We start from the raw sequence: 14,388 nt of genomic DNA on the forward strand, positions 1-14,388 counted from the left end.
CTTCTCGACCCGGTCAACGTAGTTGGCTAGGGCCATGTCGAACCGATGGCTCTGGCTTTTGCTCTTACTGTCGCTTCTAAGCGCGCGGTTGATCAGGCGCTGCAGATTGCGACTTCAGGAGGCCGAGCGTAGGGCTTGCTCCCGGGAGGACCGCGCTGCAGGCCCCATCCTGGGGCACAGCGCTTGACGGGCATCCATGCCCGTCACCTCCCTGTGCAAGGCCTGCGTTCGGCCTCCTGAAGTCGCGAAGATCAAGATCAGGATCAAAAGCCAGATCAAAAGCCGGCAAGACCTGAAAACACCGCTAGGGCAGGCTACGAAAAGGCGATAGCCGCAGGACTATCAGCACAATAGCGAACGGTGGTTGTCCTGAAACCTGCGAAAGAGGACAATTATCGGCTTCCCGTCACAACCAGCGACCTTGCATGGCCTTTCTTGCACTTGGTATCAACCATAAGACTGCCTCGGTAGACGTACGCGAGCGCGTGGCGTTTACCCCAGAGCAGCTGGTAGACGCCCTGCAGCAGCTCTGCCGACTGACGTCCAGCCGCGAGGCGGCGATCCTGTCGACCTGCAACCGCAGTGAGCTCTATATAGAGCAGGACCACCTGTCCGCCGACGCCGTGCTGCAGTGGCTGGCCGACTATCACCGCCTCAGCATCGACGAGCTGCGCGCCAGCGCCTACGTGCATGAAGAGCACGACGCCGTGAAGCACATGATGCGCGTGGCCTCGGGCCTGGACTCGCTGGTTCTGGGCGAGCCTCAGATCCTCGGCCAGATGAAGTCCGCCTACGCCGTGGCCCGCGAAGCCGGTACCGTCGGGCCGTTGCTCGGGCGCCTGTTCCAGGCCACCTTCAGCGCCGCCAAGCAGGTGCGTACCGATACGGCCATCGGTGAAAACCCGGTTTCGGTTGCGTTCGCCGCGGTCAGCCTGGCCAAGCAGATTTTCGCCGACCTGGGCCGCAGCCAGGCCCTGCTGATCGGTGCCGGCGAAACCATCACCCTGGTCGCCCGCCACCTGCACGAGCAGGGCGTACGCCGTATCGTGGTGGCCAACCGCACCCTGGAGCGCGCCAGCATCCTGGCCGAGCAGTTCGGCGCGCATGCCGTGCTGCTGGCAGACATCCCCCAGGAACTGGCCAACAGTGACATCGTGATCAGTTCCACCGCCAGCCAGTTGCCGATTCTGGGCAAGGGCGCGGTCGAGAGTGCACTGAAACAGCGCCGACACAAGCCGATTTTCATGGTCGACATCGCTGTCCCTCGCGATATTGAAACCGAAGTCGGCGAGCTGGATGATGTCTACCTGTACACCGTCGACGACCTGCACGATGTAGTGGCGGAAAACCTCAAGAGCCGCCAGGGCGCGGCCCAGGCGGCCGAAGAGCTGGTATCCGTGGGCGCCGAAGACTTCATGCTGCGCCTGCGCGAACTGGCGGCAGTGGACGTGCTCAGGGCCTATCGCCAGCAAAGTGAGCGCCTTCGCGACGAAGAACTGCAAAAGGCCCTGCGCCTGCTGGCCAATGGCGGCAACCCCGAAGACGTGCTGGCCCAGCTGGCCCGGGGCCTGACCAACAAACTCCTGCATGCGCCCAGCGTGCAGCTGAAAAAGCTCTCGGCCGAGGGCCGCCTTGATGCGCTGGCCATGGCCCAGGAACTCTTTGCCCTCAATGAGGGCTCCACGGACAAATCCCCGCAATGAAAGCGTCGCTGCTGAACAAACTGGAAATCCTCCAGGACCGTTTCGAAGAACTCACCGCCCTGCTCGGTGACGCCGAGGTTATTTCCGACCAGACGCGTTTTCGCGCCTACTCCCGCGAGTATGCCGAGGTAGAGCCGGTCTACGCTGCTTATAAAGAGTGGCGCAAAGTCCAGGACGACCTCGAAGGTGCCCAGGCGCTGCTCAAGGACAGTGACCCGGACCTGCGTGAAATGGCCGTGGAAGAGGTGCGTGAAGCCAAGGAGCAACTGCTGACGCTGGAGGCGCAGCTGCAGCGCATGCTGCTGCCCAAAGACCCCAACGACGGTCGCAACGTGTTTCTGGAAATCCGCGCCGGTACGGGTGGCGACGAGGCAGCCATCTTCTCTGGTGACCTGTTCCGCATGTATTCGCGCTACGCCGAAAAGCGCGGCTGGCGCCTGGAGATCTTGTCCGAGAACGAAGGCGAGCACGGCGGCTACAAGGAAATCATTGCCCGCGTCGAGGGCGAGAATGTCTACGGCAAGCTCAAGTTCGAGTCCGGTGCACACCGGGTTCAGCGTGTGCCCGAGACCGAGTCCCAAGGCCGTGTCCACACTTCCGCGTGCACGGTGGCGGTGCTCCCCGAGCCGGACGAGCAGGCCGCCATCGAAATCAACCCGGCCGACTTGCGCGTGGATACCTACCGTGCCTCCGGTGCCGGCGGCCAGCACGTCAACAAGACCGATTCGGCGATCCGTATCACTCACTTGCCTACCGGTATCGTGGTCGAATGCCAGGAGGAGCGCTCGCAGCACAAGAACCGTGCTCGCGCCATGTCCTGGCTGTCGGCCAAGCTGAACGACATGCAGACCAGTGCCGCGCAGAACGCCATTGCCAGTGAGCGCAAGCTGCTGGTGGGTTCCGGTGACCGCTCCGAGCGCATCCGCACCTACAATTATCCACAGGGGCGGGTGACCGATCACCGCATCAACCTGACCTTGTATTCGCTTGACGACATTCTCAGCGGTGGCGTAGACGCGGTGATCGAACCGCTGCTGGCCGAATACCAGGCCGATCAACTGGCCGCCTTGGGGGACTGATGACTGTCATCGCCAGCCTGTTGCGCAACGCGCAGTTGCCTGAATCGCCCACTGAGCGCCTGGATGCCGAACTGCTGCTGGCTGCGGCCATCGGTAAATCGCGCAGCTACCTGCATACCTGGCCCGAGCGTATTGTCAGCAGCGAAGATGCCGAGACCTATGCCGGCTACCTGAAACGCCGCCGTGGCGGCGAGCCAGTGGCCTATATCCTTGGGCTGCAGGGCTTCTGGAAGATCGACCTGGAGGTCGCGCCGCATACCCTGATCCCGCGGCCGGATACCGAACTGCTGGTCGAGACGGCGCTTGAACTGCAACCCGCTTCGCCCGCCAAGGTTCTCGACCTGGGTACCGGTACGGGTGCCATCGCTCTGGCGCTGGCCAGCGAGCGCCCGGCCTGGCAGGTGACAGCGGTTGACCGGGTGGAGGAGGCTGCTGCCCTCGCCGAGCGCAACCGCCAGCGGTTGGGCCTGGCCAACGCTCGGGTACGGCTGAGCCACTGGTTCGACAGCCTGGCCGGGGAGCGTTTCGACCTCATTGTCAGCAACCCGCCCTACATCGCCGCTGAAGACCCGCACCTGGTGGCCGGCGACGTGCGCTTCGAACCCAGCAGTGCCCTGGTGGCCGGTGCCGATGGCCTGGACGACCTTCGCGTGATCGCCGCCCAGGCCCCCGCGCACTTGTTGCCAGGTGGTTGGCTACTGCTGGAACATGGCTACGATCAGGCGGCGGCGGTACGCGCTCTGCTGGCTGAACATGGCTTTATCGAGGTGGCCAGCCGCACGGACCTGGGCGGCCATGAACGCATTACCCTGGGGCGACTGCCATGCTGAGTGATCAGGAACTGCTGCGTTACAGCCGCCAGGTGCTGCTGGCCCAGATCGACATCGATGGCCAGCTGCGGCTCAAGCAGAGCAAAGCGCTGATCATCGGGCTGGGTGGCCTGGGCTCGCCAGTCGCCCTGTACCTGGCCGCCGCTGGCGTGGGTGAGCTGCACCTGGCCGACTTCGACACCGTCGACCTGACCAACCTGCAACGCCAGGTCATCCACGACAGTGCCAGCGTTGGCATGAGCAAGGTCGACTCGGCCTTGCAGCGCTTGCAGGCAATCAACCCGGAAGTCAGCCTGGTTGCTCACCGCCAGGCACTGGACGAGGACTCGCTGGTGGCTGCGGTGGCGGCGGTCGACCTGGTGCTGGACTGCTCCGACAATTTCTCTACCCGCGAGGCGGTCAACGCTGCCTGTGTCGCCGCCGGCAAGCCGCTGGTCAGCGGAGCGGCAATCCGTCTGGAAGGTCAGCTGTCGGTGTTCGACCCGCGGCGTGACTACAGTCCGTGCTATCACTGCCTGTACGGGCATGGTAGCGAAGCTGAACTGACCTGCAGCGAAGCAGGCGTCATTGGCCCGCTGGTGGGGCTGGTGGGAAGCCTGCAGGCGCTGGAGGCGATGAAGCTGCTGGCTGGCTTCGGTGAGCCGTTGGTCGGCCGCTTGCTGTTGATCGATGCCCTTGGCACCCGTATCCGCGAGCTTCGTGTCAAGCGCGACCCGGCTTGCACGGTCTGTGGTAAGCGCGATGGCTGAGCGCTCGGCGCCGATCGGCGTCATGGACTCGGGGGTTGGCGGATTGTCGGTGCTGGCCGAGATCCAGCGCCTGCTGCCCAACGAAACGTTGCTGTATGTGGGCGATTGCGGGCATATACCCTACGGTGAGAAGTCGCCGGACTATATCCGCGAGCGCTGCCGACGCATTGCCGGGTTCTTCCATGAACAAGGCGCAAAGGCCATGGTCCTGGCCTGCAACACTGCCACGGTGGCGGCAGTGGCCGACCTGCGTGAGTTGTATCCGACCTGGCCGTTGGTGGGCATGGAACCGGCCGTCAAGCCTGCAGCGGCAGCCACCCGCTCGGGCGTGGTCGGTGTGCTGGCCACCACCGGTACCCTGCAGAGTGCCAAGTTCGCAGCCTTGCTCGATCGCTTCGCGAATGACGTACAGGTTATTACCCAGCCTTGCCCGGGGCTGGTCGAGCTGATCGAAGTCGGTGACCTGGTAAGCCCGGCGGTGCGCCAGCTGTTGCAAGGTTATGTGCAGCCGCTACTGACTGCAGGTTGCGATACGCTGATCCTCGGCTGCACCCATTACCCTTTCCTTCGCCCATTGCTGGCCGGCATGGTCCCGGATGACGTGGCCATCATCGACACCGGCGCGGCCGTGGCGCGTCAGTTGCAACGGCTGTTGGGTGCCAATGATCTGTTGGCCGAAGGCCCGGCCGGCGCTGCACGCTTCTGGACAAGCGCTGATCCAGAAGCCTTAAGAAAAATCCTACCTGTGCTGTGGCATAAGTCTGACGATGTGCAAAGCTTTGCGTTGTGAAAAAAACGTGAAAAAAGGCTGAACTATCGTTCCACTTCTGCTTTCTACCGCTTTGCCTGAGATGAGGCGGACAAATAACAGCATCAGAAAGAAGGATGTTTCTTATGAGGAAACTGCTCGGCTTGGCAGCGGCTGCTGCCTTTGTTTTGGGGCAAGCGATGTCGGCACAGGCTGCCGATGTTTCGTTTTCGGTGGGGCAGACTGGCGATTCGACAATGGTCTACCGGCTAGGGCTGCAATCGAATTGGGACGCGAGTTGGTGGCAGACCAGCGTTGGTCGGCTGACCGGCTATTGGGATGGGGCCTACACCTACTGGGATGGCGACGAGACCGCGAGCAATCACAGCCTGTCCTTCGCGCCCGTGTTCGTCTATGAATTTGCCGGGGAGTCGGTGAAGCCTTACATCGAAGCCGGCATCGGGGTGGCGGCGTTCTCCAGCACCGAGCTGGAAAGCAACGAGCTGGGTTCGGCGTTCCAGTTCGAGGACCGCATTGGTTTTGGTTTGCGCTTTGCCGGCGGGCATGAGATTGGGGTGCGGGCGATTCACTATTCCAACGCCGGCATCAAAGAGCCCAACGATGGTGTAGAAAGCTACAGCCTGCATTACAGAATGGCGCTCTGAGTTCACCTGCATTCGCGGGCAATGCCCGCTCCTGCCGGAATACCACAGCATTAAAGGTCTGGGTAATCTGCAGGAGCGGGCTTGCCCGCGAAGAAGGTAATGCTGATTTCAGCGGTCAACGCGCCAGCGGCCACAGGCTACTAAGGTCCAGCGTCTCCAGGACCAGTTCGGGTTCTCTCTGAGGCCACCGGCGCAGCAACTCCTCTGCGGCACTGTCGGGCGTCCACGCCTCCGGTATCGCCTGTGCCGACGTTACCGTAACCTTCAACGATTGTGGCCCTACGATGGTCAGTGCTACCCCTTGGTCCTCAAGGGCCTTGCGCTGCTCACGCAGCCATTGCGGCAAGTTGTTCCAGCCCGCAGTCACCTGTGTCGGTGCAAACAGCTGCAACGCCGAATAGCGGTTGAAAAGCCCCATCACCTGGGGCGACTGCCCCTTTGCCAGCAACGGCAGCGCTTTGCTCAGGCAATGCTCTGCGGCCAGCTGGTTGGTGGTGACGATCGCTTCGATCAGCTCACTGTCACTGACATTGTCTGGCAGGTAATCGGTGGTGCCGGTGTTGAGGATCAGCCCGTCCAGCGAACACCAGGCATGGCAAATCTGTTGGCACGCATCGGTGACGTGTTGTTCTTCCTGCAACTGCCACGGCAAACGCAACAATTGGCTGCCGTAGCGTGCCCCCAAATCATCCAGTGCATCGCTATCCTTGCCACTCGCGGCAACGCGATGTCCTTCATCGAGCATCCGCTCCACCAAAGCCAAGCCAAGTCCGTTGCTTGCGCCTGTAACCCAAAAACTACGCGAGTTAATCAAGACGTATCCCCTGATTCTGCCGGCGTGGCAGCCCTTTGAATGCTTCCAGGGCCCGCTGGCGACTGCTGCTGAGATCTACGATTGGACTTAGGTACGAAGTATTACCGAAAAGGTCCGTCGATTTAATGGGTTGATGGATGGCTTTTTCATCGAGCTCCTGTAGTTCCGGTACCCAGTGGCGAATGAACTGACCCTGTGGATCGAAGCGCTGCGACTGTGAAACCGGGTTGAAGATACGGAAATAGGGCACCGCGTCGGTGCCAGTGGACGCACTCCACTGCCAACCCCCATTGTTGGCGGCCAGGTCGCCGTCTATCAGGTGGCGCATGAAGTGCCGCTCTCCCTTGCGCCAGTCAATCAGCAGGTTCTTGCTGAGGAACATGGCCACGACCATGCGCAAGCGGTTGTGCATCCACCCGGTGTGCAGCAGCTGGCGCATGGCGGCATCGATGATCGGGAAGCCGGTGCGGCCCTGCTCCCAGGCCTCCAGGTCTGCCGGGGCGTCACGCCAGGGCAGGGCTTCGGTCTGGGCGCGGAAGGCGCGGTGGCGCGAGACCTGTGGATAACCGCTCAGGATGTGCTTGTAGAACTCACGCCAGAGTAGCTCATTGATCCAGGTCTGCACGCCTGTGCTGCCACTGTCAAACTCGCCCCGGTTGCCGGCCAGTGCACCGTGCAAGCATTGGCGGGGCGAAATCACGCCGGCGGCCAGGTAGGGGGATAGCTGGCTGGTACCAGGCTTGGCAGGCAAGTCGCGCAAGTGGTGGTAGTCGTCGATGGTTTCGTCCAGGAAACGTGACAGGCGGGACTGTGCCTCAGCTTCACCGGCTGGCCAGTGGTCGCGCAGTGCGGGCGTGGTTTTTCCGAACCCCTCTACATGTTGCGGGATCGGGTCGCTGTCGATGTTCAGCGGGGCCTGGCGCTTCACCCGCCGTGCCAGGGCCGGCAGGCTGCGGTGCAGATGCTCAAGGCAGGTCTTCTTGAACTGGCTGAACACCTGGAAGTAATCGCCACTGCGAGTGAGTACGGTGCCCGGACGGAAGAACAGCTGGTCGAGGTGGCTGTGCGCCTGGATGGCCGACTTTTCCAACAGTGCGCGGGTGGCATCATCCCGGCGCTGCTCATTGATGCCGTACTCCTCGTTCCAGTGCACGCTTTGCACCTGATGTTGGCGGCAGATATCGAGCACCGCCTGTGGCGCCTGGTCCCAGGTATCGATTGTGCGGATCAGCAGGGGGATGTTCAGCTTTTCCAGTGATTGGCGCAGGTCATGCAGGTTACGCAGCCAGAAGTCGACTTTGCAGTCGGCATCGTCATGGGCTTGCCATTGTCCGGGGCTGACCAGCCACAGGGCGATGGTCGGGCCGCGTTCGGTAGAGGCGCTGAGTGCAGTGTTGTCATCGATACGCAGGTCGCTGCGCAGCCAGGTCAGGTGCATGGGGGATTTATCTCTACAGGCTGTCGATCATGGGCTTGAAGCACGCGCAATGCCGCCTGCGGGGTGTCGAACAGGAAAAGGTCGGGCAGCTCAAAAGCCTTCAAGCGGGCTTCATGCAGCGCCAGCGTGGCACCGCCCAGCAGCTTGGGGATCGGCAAGCCTTGCAGGGTGCGCAGCAACGCCTTGTCGTCGATGCGTGGCCCCAGGTGCAGGAGTAAGGCGCGTGGTTTGAGCGCGTTGACGGCGCTTAGCAATTGCGGGCCTGCGACGGGCTGCTCGAGCACCTCGACCGGGAAGCCATTGCTGGTGAGTAGCCAAGCGCACAACCATAAGTCCGGGCTGAAGGTGCGTTCGCTGTCTTCGGCCAGCAACACGGCAGGCCCTTGCAGCAGCTGGTTGTCGTGGTACACGCGGGCACCGAGCTTGCTGCGCAGCCAGCTGTGAAAAAACACCTGCTCCAGCCGAGCGTTGAAGTAATTGCGCCAGCGCAGGTCGAGCATGTCGAGTAGCGGCAGCAGCAATTGCTCGCACAGGGTGACCGCCGGGTACAGCGCCATGGCCTGGTTGAGTTGCTGGTCGAGGGCGCGCTGTGAAAGGCCGGCGATGGCTTCGATCAGCTGGAATTGCCGGGCTTGCCAGTCCCCCTTCGGTGGGGTGCTGGCGGGTTTGTCGAGCAACTCGCGGACTTGGCCGACCGACGCGCCACGCTGCAGCCAGGCCAGAACGGCTTCGACGCGTTCGACCTGCTCAAGTGGGTACAGGCGATGCCCCTTGGCGGTGCGCTGCGGCTTGAGCAACCCATACCGGCGCTCCCAGGCGCGCAGGGTGACCGGGTTGACGCCAGTGCGACGGGCAAGTTCGCCGATGGGCAGCAAGTCCTCAGACCGCATTGCGCAAGCCCAGGCTCTCGGGGTGAGGCTGCAGGTAGGCTTGTTGCTGCAGGTAGGGGTCTGGGTGCTTGCGCAAATGGTGTTTGAGCAAGGTTAGTGGCACTACCAGTGGTACCACGCCTTGTTGGTATTGGCCGATGACTGCCTGCAACTCCGCCTTGTCCTGCTGCGTCAGGGCATCCTTGAAGTAGCCGCTCAGGTGCTGCAGCACGTTACTGTGGGTGCCGCGGCTGGCGCAGCGGCGCAGGGCCTGCATCAGCTGGCTGAAATAGCGCGGGCCGATGCTCTGTGGTTCATCAGCCTTGCTCATGCTGCCAAGCAGGCGGCCGAGGGTGCGATAGGCCTGGGGATTGTTGGCCATCAGCAAATACTTGTAGCGCGAATGAAAGCGCACCAGCGCGCCACGGTTCAGGCCCTCGGCCAGCAGGCGCTGCCAGTCGGCGTAGGCGTAAACGCGGCTTATGAAGTTCTCGCGCAGCACAGGGTCATGCAGGCGGCCTTCTTCTTCTACTGGCAGGTCCGGGCGCAATGCGCAGAAAGCCTGGGCATAGACGCCACGGCCACCATGCACGGCCGGGTGGCCGTTGTCCTGATAAACCTTTACCCGTTCCAGGCCGCATGAAGGTGACTTCTGCATGAAGATGTAGCCGCAGATGTCGTCAAGCTCGTTGGCCATCTGCTCACCATAGGTGCGCAGCGGGTCGGTAAGGTCCTTGCCGGGGTCGCGGGTGCCGACCACTTCGGGTTGCTCGGGGTTGCCGACCAGGCGAATCGGGTCGCGCGGGACACCCAGGCCGATTGCCACTTCCGGACACACGGGTAGCCAGTCGAAGTGCTGTTCCAGCTGTTTACGGCACAGGTCGGAGGCCTTGTGGCCGCCGTTGTAGCGCACGCTGTGCCCGGTCAGGCAGGCGCTGATGGCGATACGCGGCTTGCTGTGGGCGGAAGGGTCGTGCATGGCTGCCTCCGAAAATAAACCTGTACGTGACTCGAAACTTGTACAGGTTTATTTCAGCACAGCGCTGAAGTTATGCAAACTAGTATTTTTGTATAGTTCGGCATCACTCAAGGTGTTCGAGCAAGCGCCGCGCTGCTTCCTGGCCACTGAGCCATGCGCCCTCGACGCGGCCGGACAGGCACCAGTCCCCACAGGCGTACAAGCCCTGGTCAGCATCGGCCAGTGCGCCCCACTCATGGTTGCTACTGGGGCGGGCATAGAGCCAGCGGTGGGCCAGGGCGAAGGTGGGCGGGGGGACCACGCAGCCGACCAGCTCGGCGAATTCGCCCCACAGCTGCTCGATCACTTCATCCTTTGGCAGGTCGATGTGTTGCCGGCTCCAGTCTGACGTTGCGTGCAGTACCCAGGTGTCCAGGTGCTCGTCGCGGCCAGGCTTGCTGCGATTGCGGGCCAGCCAGTCCAGCGGGTTGTCCTGCACGAAGCAGCCTTGCATTGGTGTATCCAGCGGTGTCTCGAAGGCAAGGGCGACGGCCCAGGTAGGTTCCATTTGCACGCCAGCGGCCACGGCTGCCAGCTTCGGTGTGGCGGCCAGAAGTGGCGTGGCCTGCGGTGCCGGGACGGCAATGACCACACGGCTGTAGGGGCCGTGGCTGCAACCTTCGGTATCTTGCAGGTGCCAGTACTGCTTGCCGCGAAACACTTCCGCTATGCGGCAGCCGAAATTGACGGTGACGTCCTTGAGCAAGCCGCGGGTAATGGCGCTCATGCGTGGCACGCCCACCCAGCGCGTCTGCTCGTCGGGGGAGGGGGTAAGTTCGCCATCACGGTAGTTGTACAGTTGAGGCTTCCACTGCTCGGCCCAGCCGGCGGCCACCCATTGCTGCACCTGATCGACGAAGCGTCGGTCACGGGCAGTGAAGTACTGTGCGCCCAGGTCGAGCGCGCCGGCTTCGCTGCGCTTGCTGGCCATGCGCCCGCCACTGCCGTGGCCTTTGTCGAACAAGTGCACGGATTGCCCGGCCTTCTGCAAGGCCTGGGCGGCTGACAAACCGGCGATGCCGGCCCCGATTATGGCGATAGGTACTGTCATGATGGCCTCTTCAAACCTTGCTGTGAGCAGACTACGCTGTCAGGCAAACCTGTACAATGCCAAAATTATGTATAAGGTTATTCCGTGTTGGCGGCAGGTTGGCCTATGTTTATCCGAGAGCGTCGGGTCAAAAAAGTGCCTTGCTGTTAAAAATAGACCACCGACGCATTCTGCGAGGACACAGCCATGCATATATTGCTGACAGGTGGCACCGGTTTGATTGGCAAGCATCTGTGCCAGTACTGGCTGGGCCAAGGGCATCGGCTTACGGTTTGGAGCAGGCGTCCTGAACAGGTGGCGAAAATCTGTGGTAGCGGGGTGCGTGGTATCGCGCGCCTGGAGCAGCTGGAGGCCGACGATCATCTTGATGCGGTGGTCAACCTTGCCGGTGCGCCGATTGCCGACAGGCCCTGGACGGCCGCCCGGCGCAACGTGCTGTGGGCCAGCCGTGTCACCCTTACCGAGCAATTGCTGGCTTGGTTGGGCACCCGTGAGCAGCGCCCGGAGGTGTTGATCTCCGGCTCTGCGGTAGGTTGGTACGGGGACGGTGGCGAACGCGAACTGACCGAGGCTTCACCCCCGGTGCGTGAAGATTTCGCCAGCCAGTTGTGTATTGCCTGGGAAGAGACCGCCCAGCGTTCGCAAGCGCAGGGAATACGCGTGGTACTGGTCCGTACCGGCCTGGTGCTGGCCAGCGATGGCGGCTTTTTGTCGCGCCTGCGCATGCCCTTCAAACTGGGGCTGGGCGGGCCTTTGGGCAATGGGCGGCAGTGGATGCCCTGGGTTCATATAGACGACCAGGTCGCCCTGATTGATTTTCTCTTGCAGCACAAGGATGCCAGCGGTCCTTATAATGCCTGCGCGCCGGAGCCTGTGCGCAACCGTGAGTTTGCCAGGCGACTGGGCCGCGCCCTGCATCGGCCGGCGCTGTTGCCAGTGCCGGCATTGCTGCTCAAGGCCGGGCTTGGCGAGATGTCCACCTTGCTGCTGGGAGGCCAGCGGGCGCGCCCGGTACGCTTGCTGGAAGCCGGCTTCACCTTCCGCTTCAACGATCTGCAATCGGCGCTGGACAACCTGTCCAGTCGCCTCTGACATAGGACGCTGCATGACCGATCACGCCCTGCTGCTGGTCAACCTGGGTTCCCCGGCCTCCACCTCGGTGGCCGATGTGCGCCGCTACCTCAACCAGTTCCTCATGGACCCGTACGTGATCGACCTGCCGTGGCCGGTGCGGCGCTTGCTGGTGTCGCTGGTCCTGATCAAGCGCCCGGAGCAGTCGGCACATGCCTACGCTTCGATCTGGTGGGAGGAGGGCTCGCCTCTGGTTGTGCTGACCCGTCGCCTGCAGGCCGCGATGGCCGAGCACTGGCCCCATGGCCCGGTGGAAATCGCCATGCGCTACGGCCAGCCGGCCTTGCCTGATGTGTTGGCGCGGCTGGCCGCCCAAGGTGTGCGCAAGGTGACTTTGGCACCGCTTTATCCACAGTTCGCCGACAGCACGGTGACCACTGTGATCGAGCAGGCAAAACAGACGGTCAGTGAGCGCCAGTTACCGTTGCAGATGCGCGTGCTGCAGCCGTTCTACGAGCACCCGGCGTACATCGAGGCGCTGGCAGCCAGCGCTCGGCCGTACCTGGAGCAGGGTTACGACCACCTGCTGCTGAGCTTCCATGGGTTGCCGGAACGGCACCTGAAGAAACTGTTTCCGAAGGGGGTCAAGCACGACCTGCGCGCTGCCGATTGCTGCCACGGTGCAACCGCCGAAGTACGTTCGGTTTGCTATCGCGGGCAATGCCTGGCTACGGCCAAAGCCTTTGCGCAGAGCATGGGCATACTGGATGGCAAATGGTCGGTGTCGTTCCAGTCGCGGCTGGGCCGGGACAAGTGGATCGAACCCTACACCGAGACGCGGCTGGATGAGCTGGCCAAGGCCGGTGTGAAGAAGCTGCTGGTGATGTGCCCGGCGTTTGTGGCGGATTGCATCGAGACCCTGGAAGAGATAGGCATGCGTGGCAGCGAGCAGTTTGTCGAGGCGGGCGGCCAGGAGCTGGTGCTGGTGCCGTGCCTGAATGATCACCCGGAGTGGGTGAGGGTGTTGGCTGATATGTGTGAAAAGGCCTGAATCGAAGGGGCCGCCTTGCGGCCCCTTCCGACCGGTCATACATCCAGCTTCTTGTGCTTCCAGCTGTCATTACCCGGCAGAATCAGGTTCAGGGCGATAGCCACAATGGCGCACAGGGCAATGCCCTTCAGGCCCCAGTCATCCGGGCCGTCACCGCTGCCGATCAGCACGCCGCCGATACCGAACACCAGTGTCACCGAGACGATCACCAGGTTGCGTGCCTCGCCCAGGTCAATCTTGTGGCGGATCATGGTGTTCATGCCCACCGCTGCGATCGAGCCGAACAGCAGGCACAAGATGCCGCCCATCACCGGCACCGGGATGCTCTGCAGCAGCGCGCCGAACTTGCCGATGAATGCCAGGGTAATGGCGAAGACCGCCGCCCAGGTCATGATCTTCGGGTTGTAGTTCTTGGTCAGCATCACCGCGCCGGTCACTTCGGCGTAGGTGGTGTTGGGCGGGCCGCCGAACAGGCCGGCTGCAGTAGTCGCCAGGCCGTCGCCCAGCAACGTCCGGTGCAGGCCAGGCTTTTTCAGGTAGTCACGGCCGGTCACGCTGCCCACTGCGATCACCCCGCCGATATGCTCGATCGCCGGCGCCAGCGCAACCGGGACGATGAACAGAATGGCCTGCCAGTTGAACGCAGGGGCGGTGAAATTGGGAATTTCCAGCCACGGTGCGGCAGCGATCCTGGCGGTGTCGACCACGCCAAAGGCGAACGACAGGGCAAAGCCCACCAGCACGCCGGAGATGATGGGTACCAGGCGGAAAATGCCCTTGCCGAATACGGCAACGATCAAGGTTGTCAGCAGCGCTGGCATCGAGATCAGCATGGCCGTCTTGTACGGCATCAGTGCCGTACCGTCCCCACCTTTGCCCATCGCCATGTTGGCGGCGATCGGTGCCATGGCCAGGCCGATGGAGATGATCACCGGGCCGATCACCACCGGCGGTAGCATGCGGTCGATGAAACCGGTGCCTTTGATTTTTACCATCAGCCCCATGAAGGTGTACACGAAGCCGGCAGCCATTACGCCACCCATGGTCTCGGCAAGGCCGAACTGGCCTTTGGCGAGGATGATCGGCGTGATGAAGGCAAAGCTCGAGGCCAGGAACACCGGTACCTGACGTCCGGTGACCAGCTGGAATAGCAGGGTGCCGATGCCGGCGGTGAACAGCGCGACGTTCGGGTCGAGGCCGGTGATCAGGGGCATCAGCACCAGCGCGCCGAATGCCACGAAGAGCATCTGCGCGCCCGAAACGACCTGGCGCCAGAGCGGGTCGTTGAAGCCGTCCTGCATG

Annotated in this window: 14 protein-coding genes; 8 read left to right on the forward strand and 6 right to left on the reverse strand. The window is 62.7% G+C overall.

All coding sequences use genetic code 11. The features are described from left to right. The first annotated feature begins 425 nt into the window (after window positions 1-425). From hemA to AC3RCM_RS04145, 6 genes are all read left to right on the forward strand, one after another. Window positions 426-1,703, forward strand: coding sequence for a glutamyl-tRNA reductase (gene hemA, locus AC3RCM_RS04120; RefSeq protein WP_010951977.1), 1,278 nt, complete (start codon window positions 426-428; stop codon window positions 1,701-1,703). After that, entirely contained in the window at window positions 1,700-2,782 is a 1,083-nt protein-coding gene (prfA, locus tag AC3RCM_RS04125) for a peptide chain release factor 1 (protein WP_003247392.1), read from the forward strand. Before hemA ends, prfA begins: the two co-directional genes overlap by 4 nt. Further along, window positions 2,782-3,612, forward strand: coding sequence for a peptide chain release factor N(5)-glutamine methyltransferase (prmC, locus tag AC3RCM_RS04130; RefSeq protein WP_014589668.1), 831 nt, complete (start codon window positions 2,782-2,784; stop codon window positions 3,610-3,612). Before prfA ends, prmC begins: the two co-directional genes overlap by 1 nt. Continuing rightward, a complete protein-coding gene (locus AC3RCM_RS04135; protein ID WP_014589669.1) occupies window positions 3,606-4,361 on the forward strand; it encodes a molybdopterin-synthase adenylyltransferase MoeB in 756 nt (251 codons plus the stop codon). The genes prmC and AC3RCM_RS04135 overlap by 7 nt, the downstream gene beginning before the upstream one ends. Further along, window positions 4,354-5,151 (forward strand): glutamate racemase, encoded by a 798-nt coding sequence (gene murI / locus AC3RCM_RS04140; protein WP_064490926.1) that lies wholly within the window; start codon window positions 4,354-4,356, stop codon window positions 5,149-5,151. The genes AC3RCM_RS04135 and murI overlap by 8 nt, the downstream gene beginning before the upstream one ends. A gap of 104 nt (window positions 5,152-5,255) precedes the next feature. Next, window positions 5,256-5,774, forward strand: a complete 519-nt coding sequence (locus tag AC3RCM_RS04145) for an acyloxyacyl hydrolase (RefSeq protein ID WP_003247385.1) — start codon at window positions 5,256-5,258, stop codon at window positions 5,772-5,774. Window positions 5,775-5,889: 115 nt separating this feature from the next. Here the strand turns inward: AC3RCM_RS04145 and AC3RCM_RS04150 are convergent, their stop codons facing one another. The 5 genes from AC3RCM_RS04150 to AC3RCM_RS04170 all read right to left on the reverse strand — a co-directional run bounded on the left by AC3RCM_RS04150 (window position 5,890) and on the right by AC3RCM_RS04170 (window position 10,964). After that, window positions 5,890-6,588, reverse strand: a complete 699-nt coding sequence (locus AC3RCM_RS04150; protein ID WP_064490927.1) for an SDR family oxidoreductase — start codon at window positions 6,586-6,588, stop codon at window positions 5,890-5,892. Beyond that, window positions 6,581-8,026 carry a deoxyribodipyrimidine photo-lyase gene (phrB, locus tag AC3RCM_RS04155; protein WP_198748412.1) on the reverse strand — a complete coding sequence of 482 codons (1,446 nt, stop codon included), beginning with the start codon at window positions 8,024-8,026 and terminating at the stop codon, window positions 6,581-6,583. The genes AC3RCM_RS04150 and phrB overlap by 8 nt, the downstream gene beginning before the upstream one ends. Next, entirely contained in the window at window positions 8,017-8,916 is a 900-nt protein-coding gene (locus AC3RCM_RS04160; RefSeq protein ID WP_198748413.1) for a MerR family transcriptional regulator, read from the reverse strand. The genes phrB and AC3RCM_RS04160 overlap by 10 nt, the downstream gene beginning before the upstream one ends. Further along, window positions 8,906-9,874 (reverse strand): YbgA family protein, encoded by a 969-nt coding sequence (locus AC3RCM_RS04165; RefSeq protein WP_010951986.1) that lies wholly within the window; start codon window positions 9,872-9,874, stop codon window positions 8,906-8,908. The genes AC3RCM_RS04160 and AC3RCM_RS04165 overlap by 11 nt, the downstream gene beginning before the upstream one ends. Window positions 9,875-9,977: 103 nt before the next feature. Next, window positions 9,978-10,964 (reverse strand): NAD(P)/FAD-dependent oxidoreductase, encoded by a 987-nt coding sequence (locus tag AC3RCM_RS04170; RefSeq protein WP_010951987.1) that lies wholly within the window; start codon window positions 10,962-10,964, stop codon window positions 9,978-9,980. Between the two features lie 186 nt (window positions 10,965-11,150). Between AC3RCM_RS04170 and AC3RCM_RS04175 the strand changes: the two genes are divergently transcribed. Next, window positions 11,151-12,056, forward strand: coding sequence for a TIGR01777 family oxidoreductase (locus AC3RCM_RS04175; RefSeq protein WP_010951988.1), 906 nt, complete (start codon window positions 11,151-11,153; stop codon window positions 12,054-12,056). Between the two features lie 13 nt (window positions 12,057-12,069). Continuing rightward, window positions 12,070-13,086 (forward strand): ferrochelatase, encoded by a 1,017-nt coding sequence (hemH, locus tag AC3RCM_RS04180; RefSeq protein WP_492629388.1) that lies wholly within the window; start codon window positions 12,070-12,072, stop codon window positions 13,084-13,086. 35 nt (window positions 13,087-13,121) lie between these two features. Here the strand turns inward: hemH and AC3RCM_RS04185 are convergent, their stop codons facing one another. Beyond that, window positions 13,122-14,387 (reverse strand): uracil-xanthine permease family protein, encoded by a 1,266-nt coding sequence (locus AC3RCM_RS04185; RefSeq protein ID WP_003247369.1) that lies wholly within the window; start codon window positions 14,385-14,387, stop codon window positions 13,122-13,124. Window position 14,388: the final 1 nt, after the last annotated feature.

Source organism: Pseudomonas sp. GW823-FHT05G12, from assembly GCF_058795575.1.

Coding starts and splice junctions, on each gene's coding strand:
- hemA (WP_010951977.1), top strand. CDS start 426: ATGGCCTTTCTTGCACTTGGTATCAACCATAAGACTGCCTCGGTAGAC.
- prfA (WP_003247392.1), top strand. CDS start 1,700: ATGAAAGCGTCGCTGCTGAACAAACTGGAAATCCTCCAGGACCGTTTC.
- prmC (WP_014589668.1), top strand. CDS start 2,782: ATGACTGTCATCGCCAGCCTGTTGCGCAACGCGCAGTTGCCTGAATCG.
- AC3RCM_RS04135 (WP_014589669.1), top strand. CDS start 3,606: ATGCTGAGTGATCAGGAACTGCTGCGTTACAGCCGCCAGGTGCTGCTG.
- murI (WP_064490926.1), top strand. CDS start 4,354: ATGGCTGAGCGCTCGGCGCCGATCGGCGTCATGGACTCGGGGGTTGGC.
- AC3RCM_RS04145 (WP_003247385.1), top strand. CDS start 5,256: ATGAGGAAACTGCTCGGCTTGGCAGCGGCTGCTGCCTTTGTTTTGGGG.
- phrB (WP_198748412.1), bottom strand. CDS start 8,026: ATGCACCTGACCTGGCTGCGCAGCGACCTGCGTATCGATGACAACACT.
- AC3RCM_RS04160 (WP_198748413.1), bottom strand. CDS start 8,916: ATGCGGTCTGAGGACTTGCTGCCCATCGGCGAACTTGCCCGTCGCACT.
- AC3RCM_RS04165 (WP_010951986.1), bottom strand. CDS start 9,874: ATGCACGACCCTTCCGCCCACAGCAAGCCGCGTATCGCCATCAGCGCC.
- AC3RCM_RS04170 (WP_010951987.1), bottom strand. CDS start 10,964: ATGACAGTACCTATCGCCATAATCGGGGCCGGCATCGCCGGTTTGTCA.
- AC3RCM_RS04175 (WP_010951988.1), top strand. CDS start 11,151: ATGCATATATTGCTGACAGGTGGCACCGGTTTGATTGGCAAGCATCTG.
- hemH (WP_492629388.1), top strand. CDS start 12,070: ATGACCGATCACGCCCTGCTGCTGGTCAACCTGGGTTCCCCGGCCTCC.
- AC3RCM_RS04185 (WP_003247369.1), bottom strand. CDS start 14,387: ATGCAGGACGGCTTCAACGACCCGCTCTGGCGCCAGGTCGTTTCGGGC.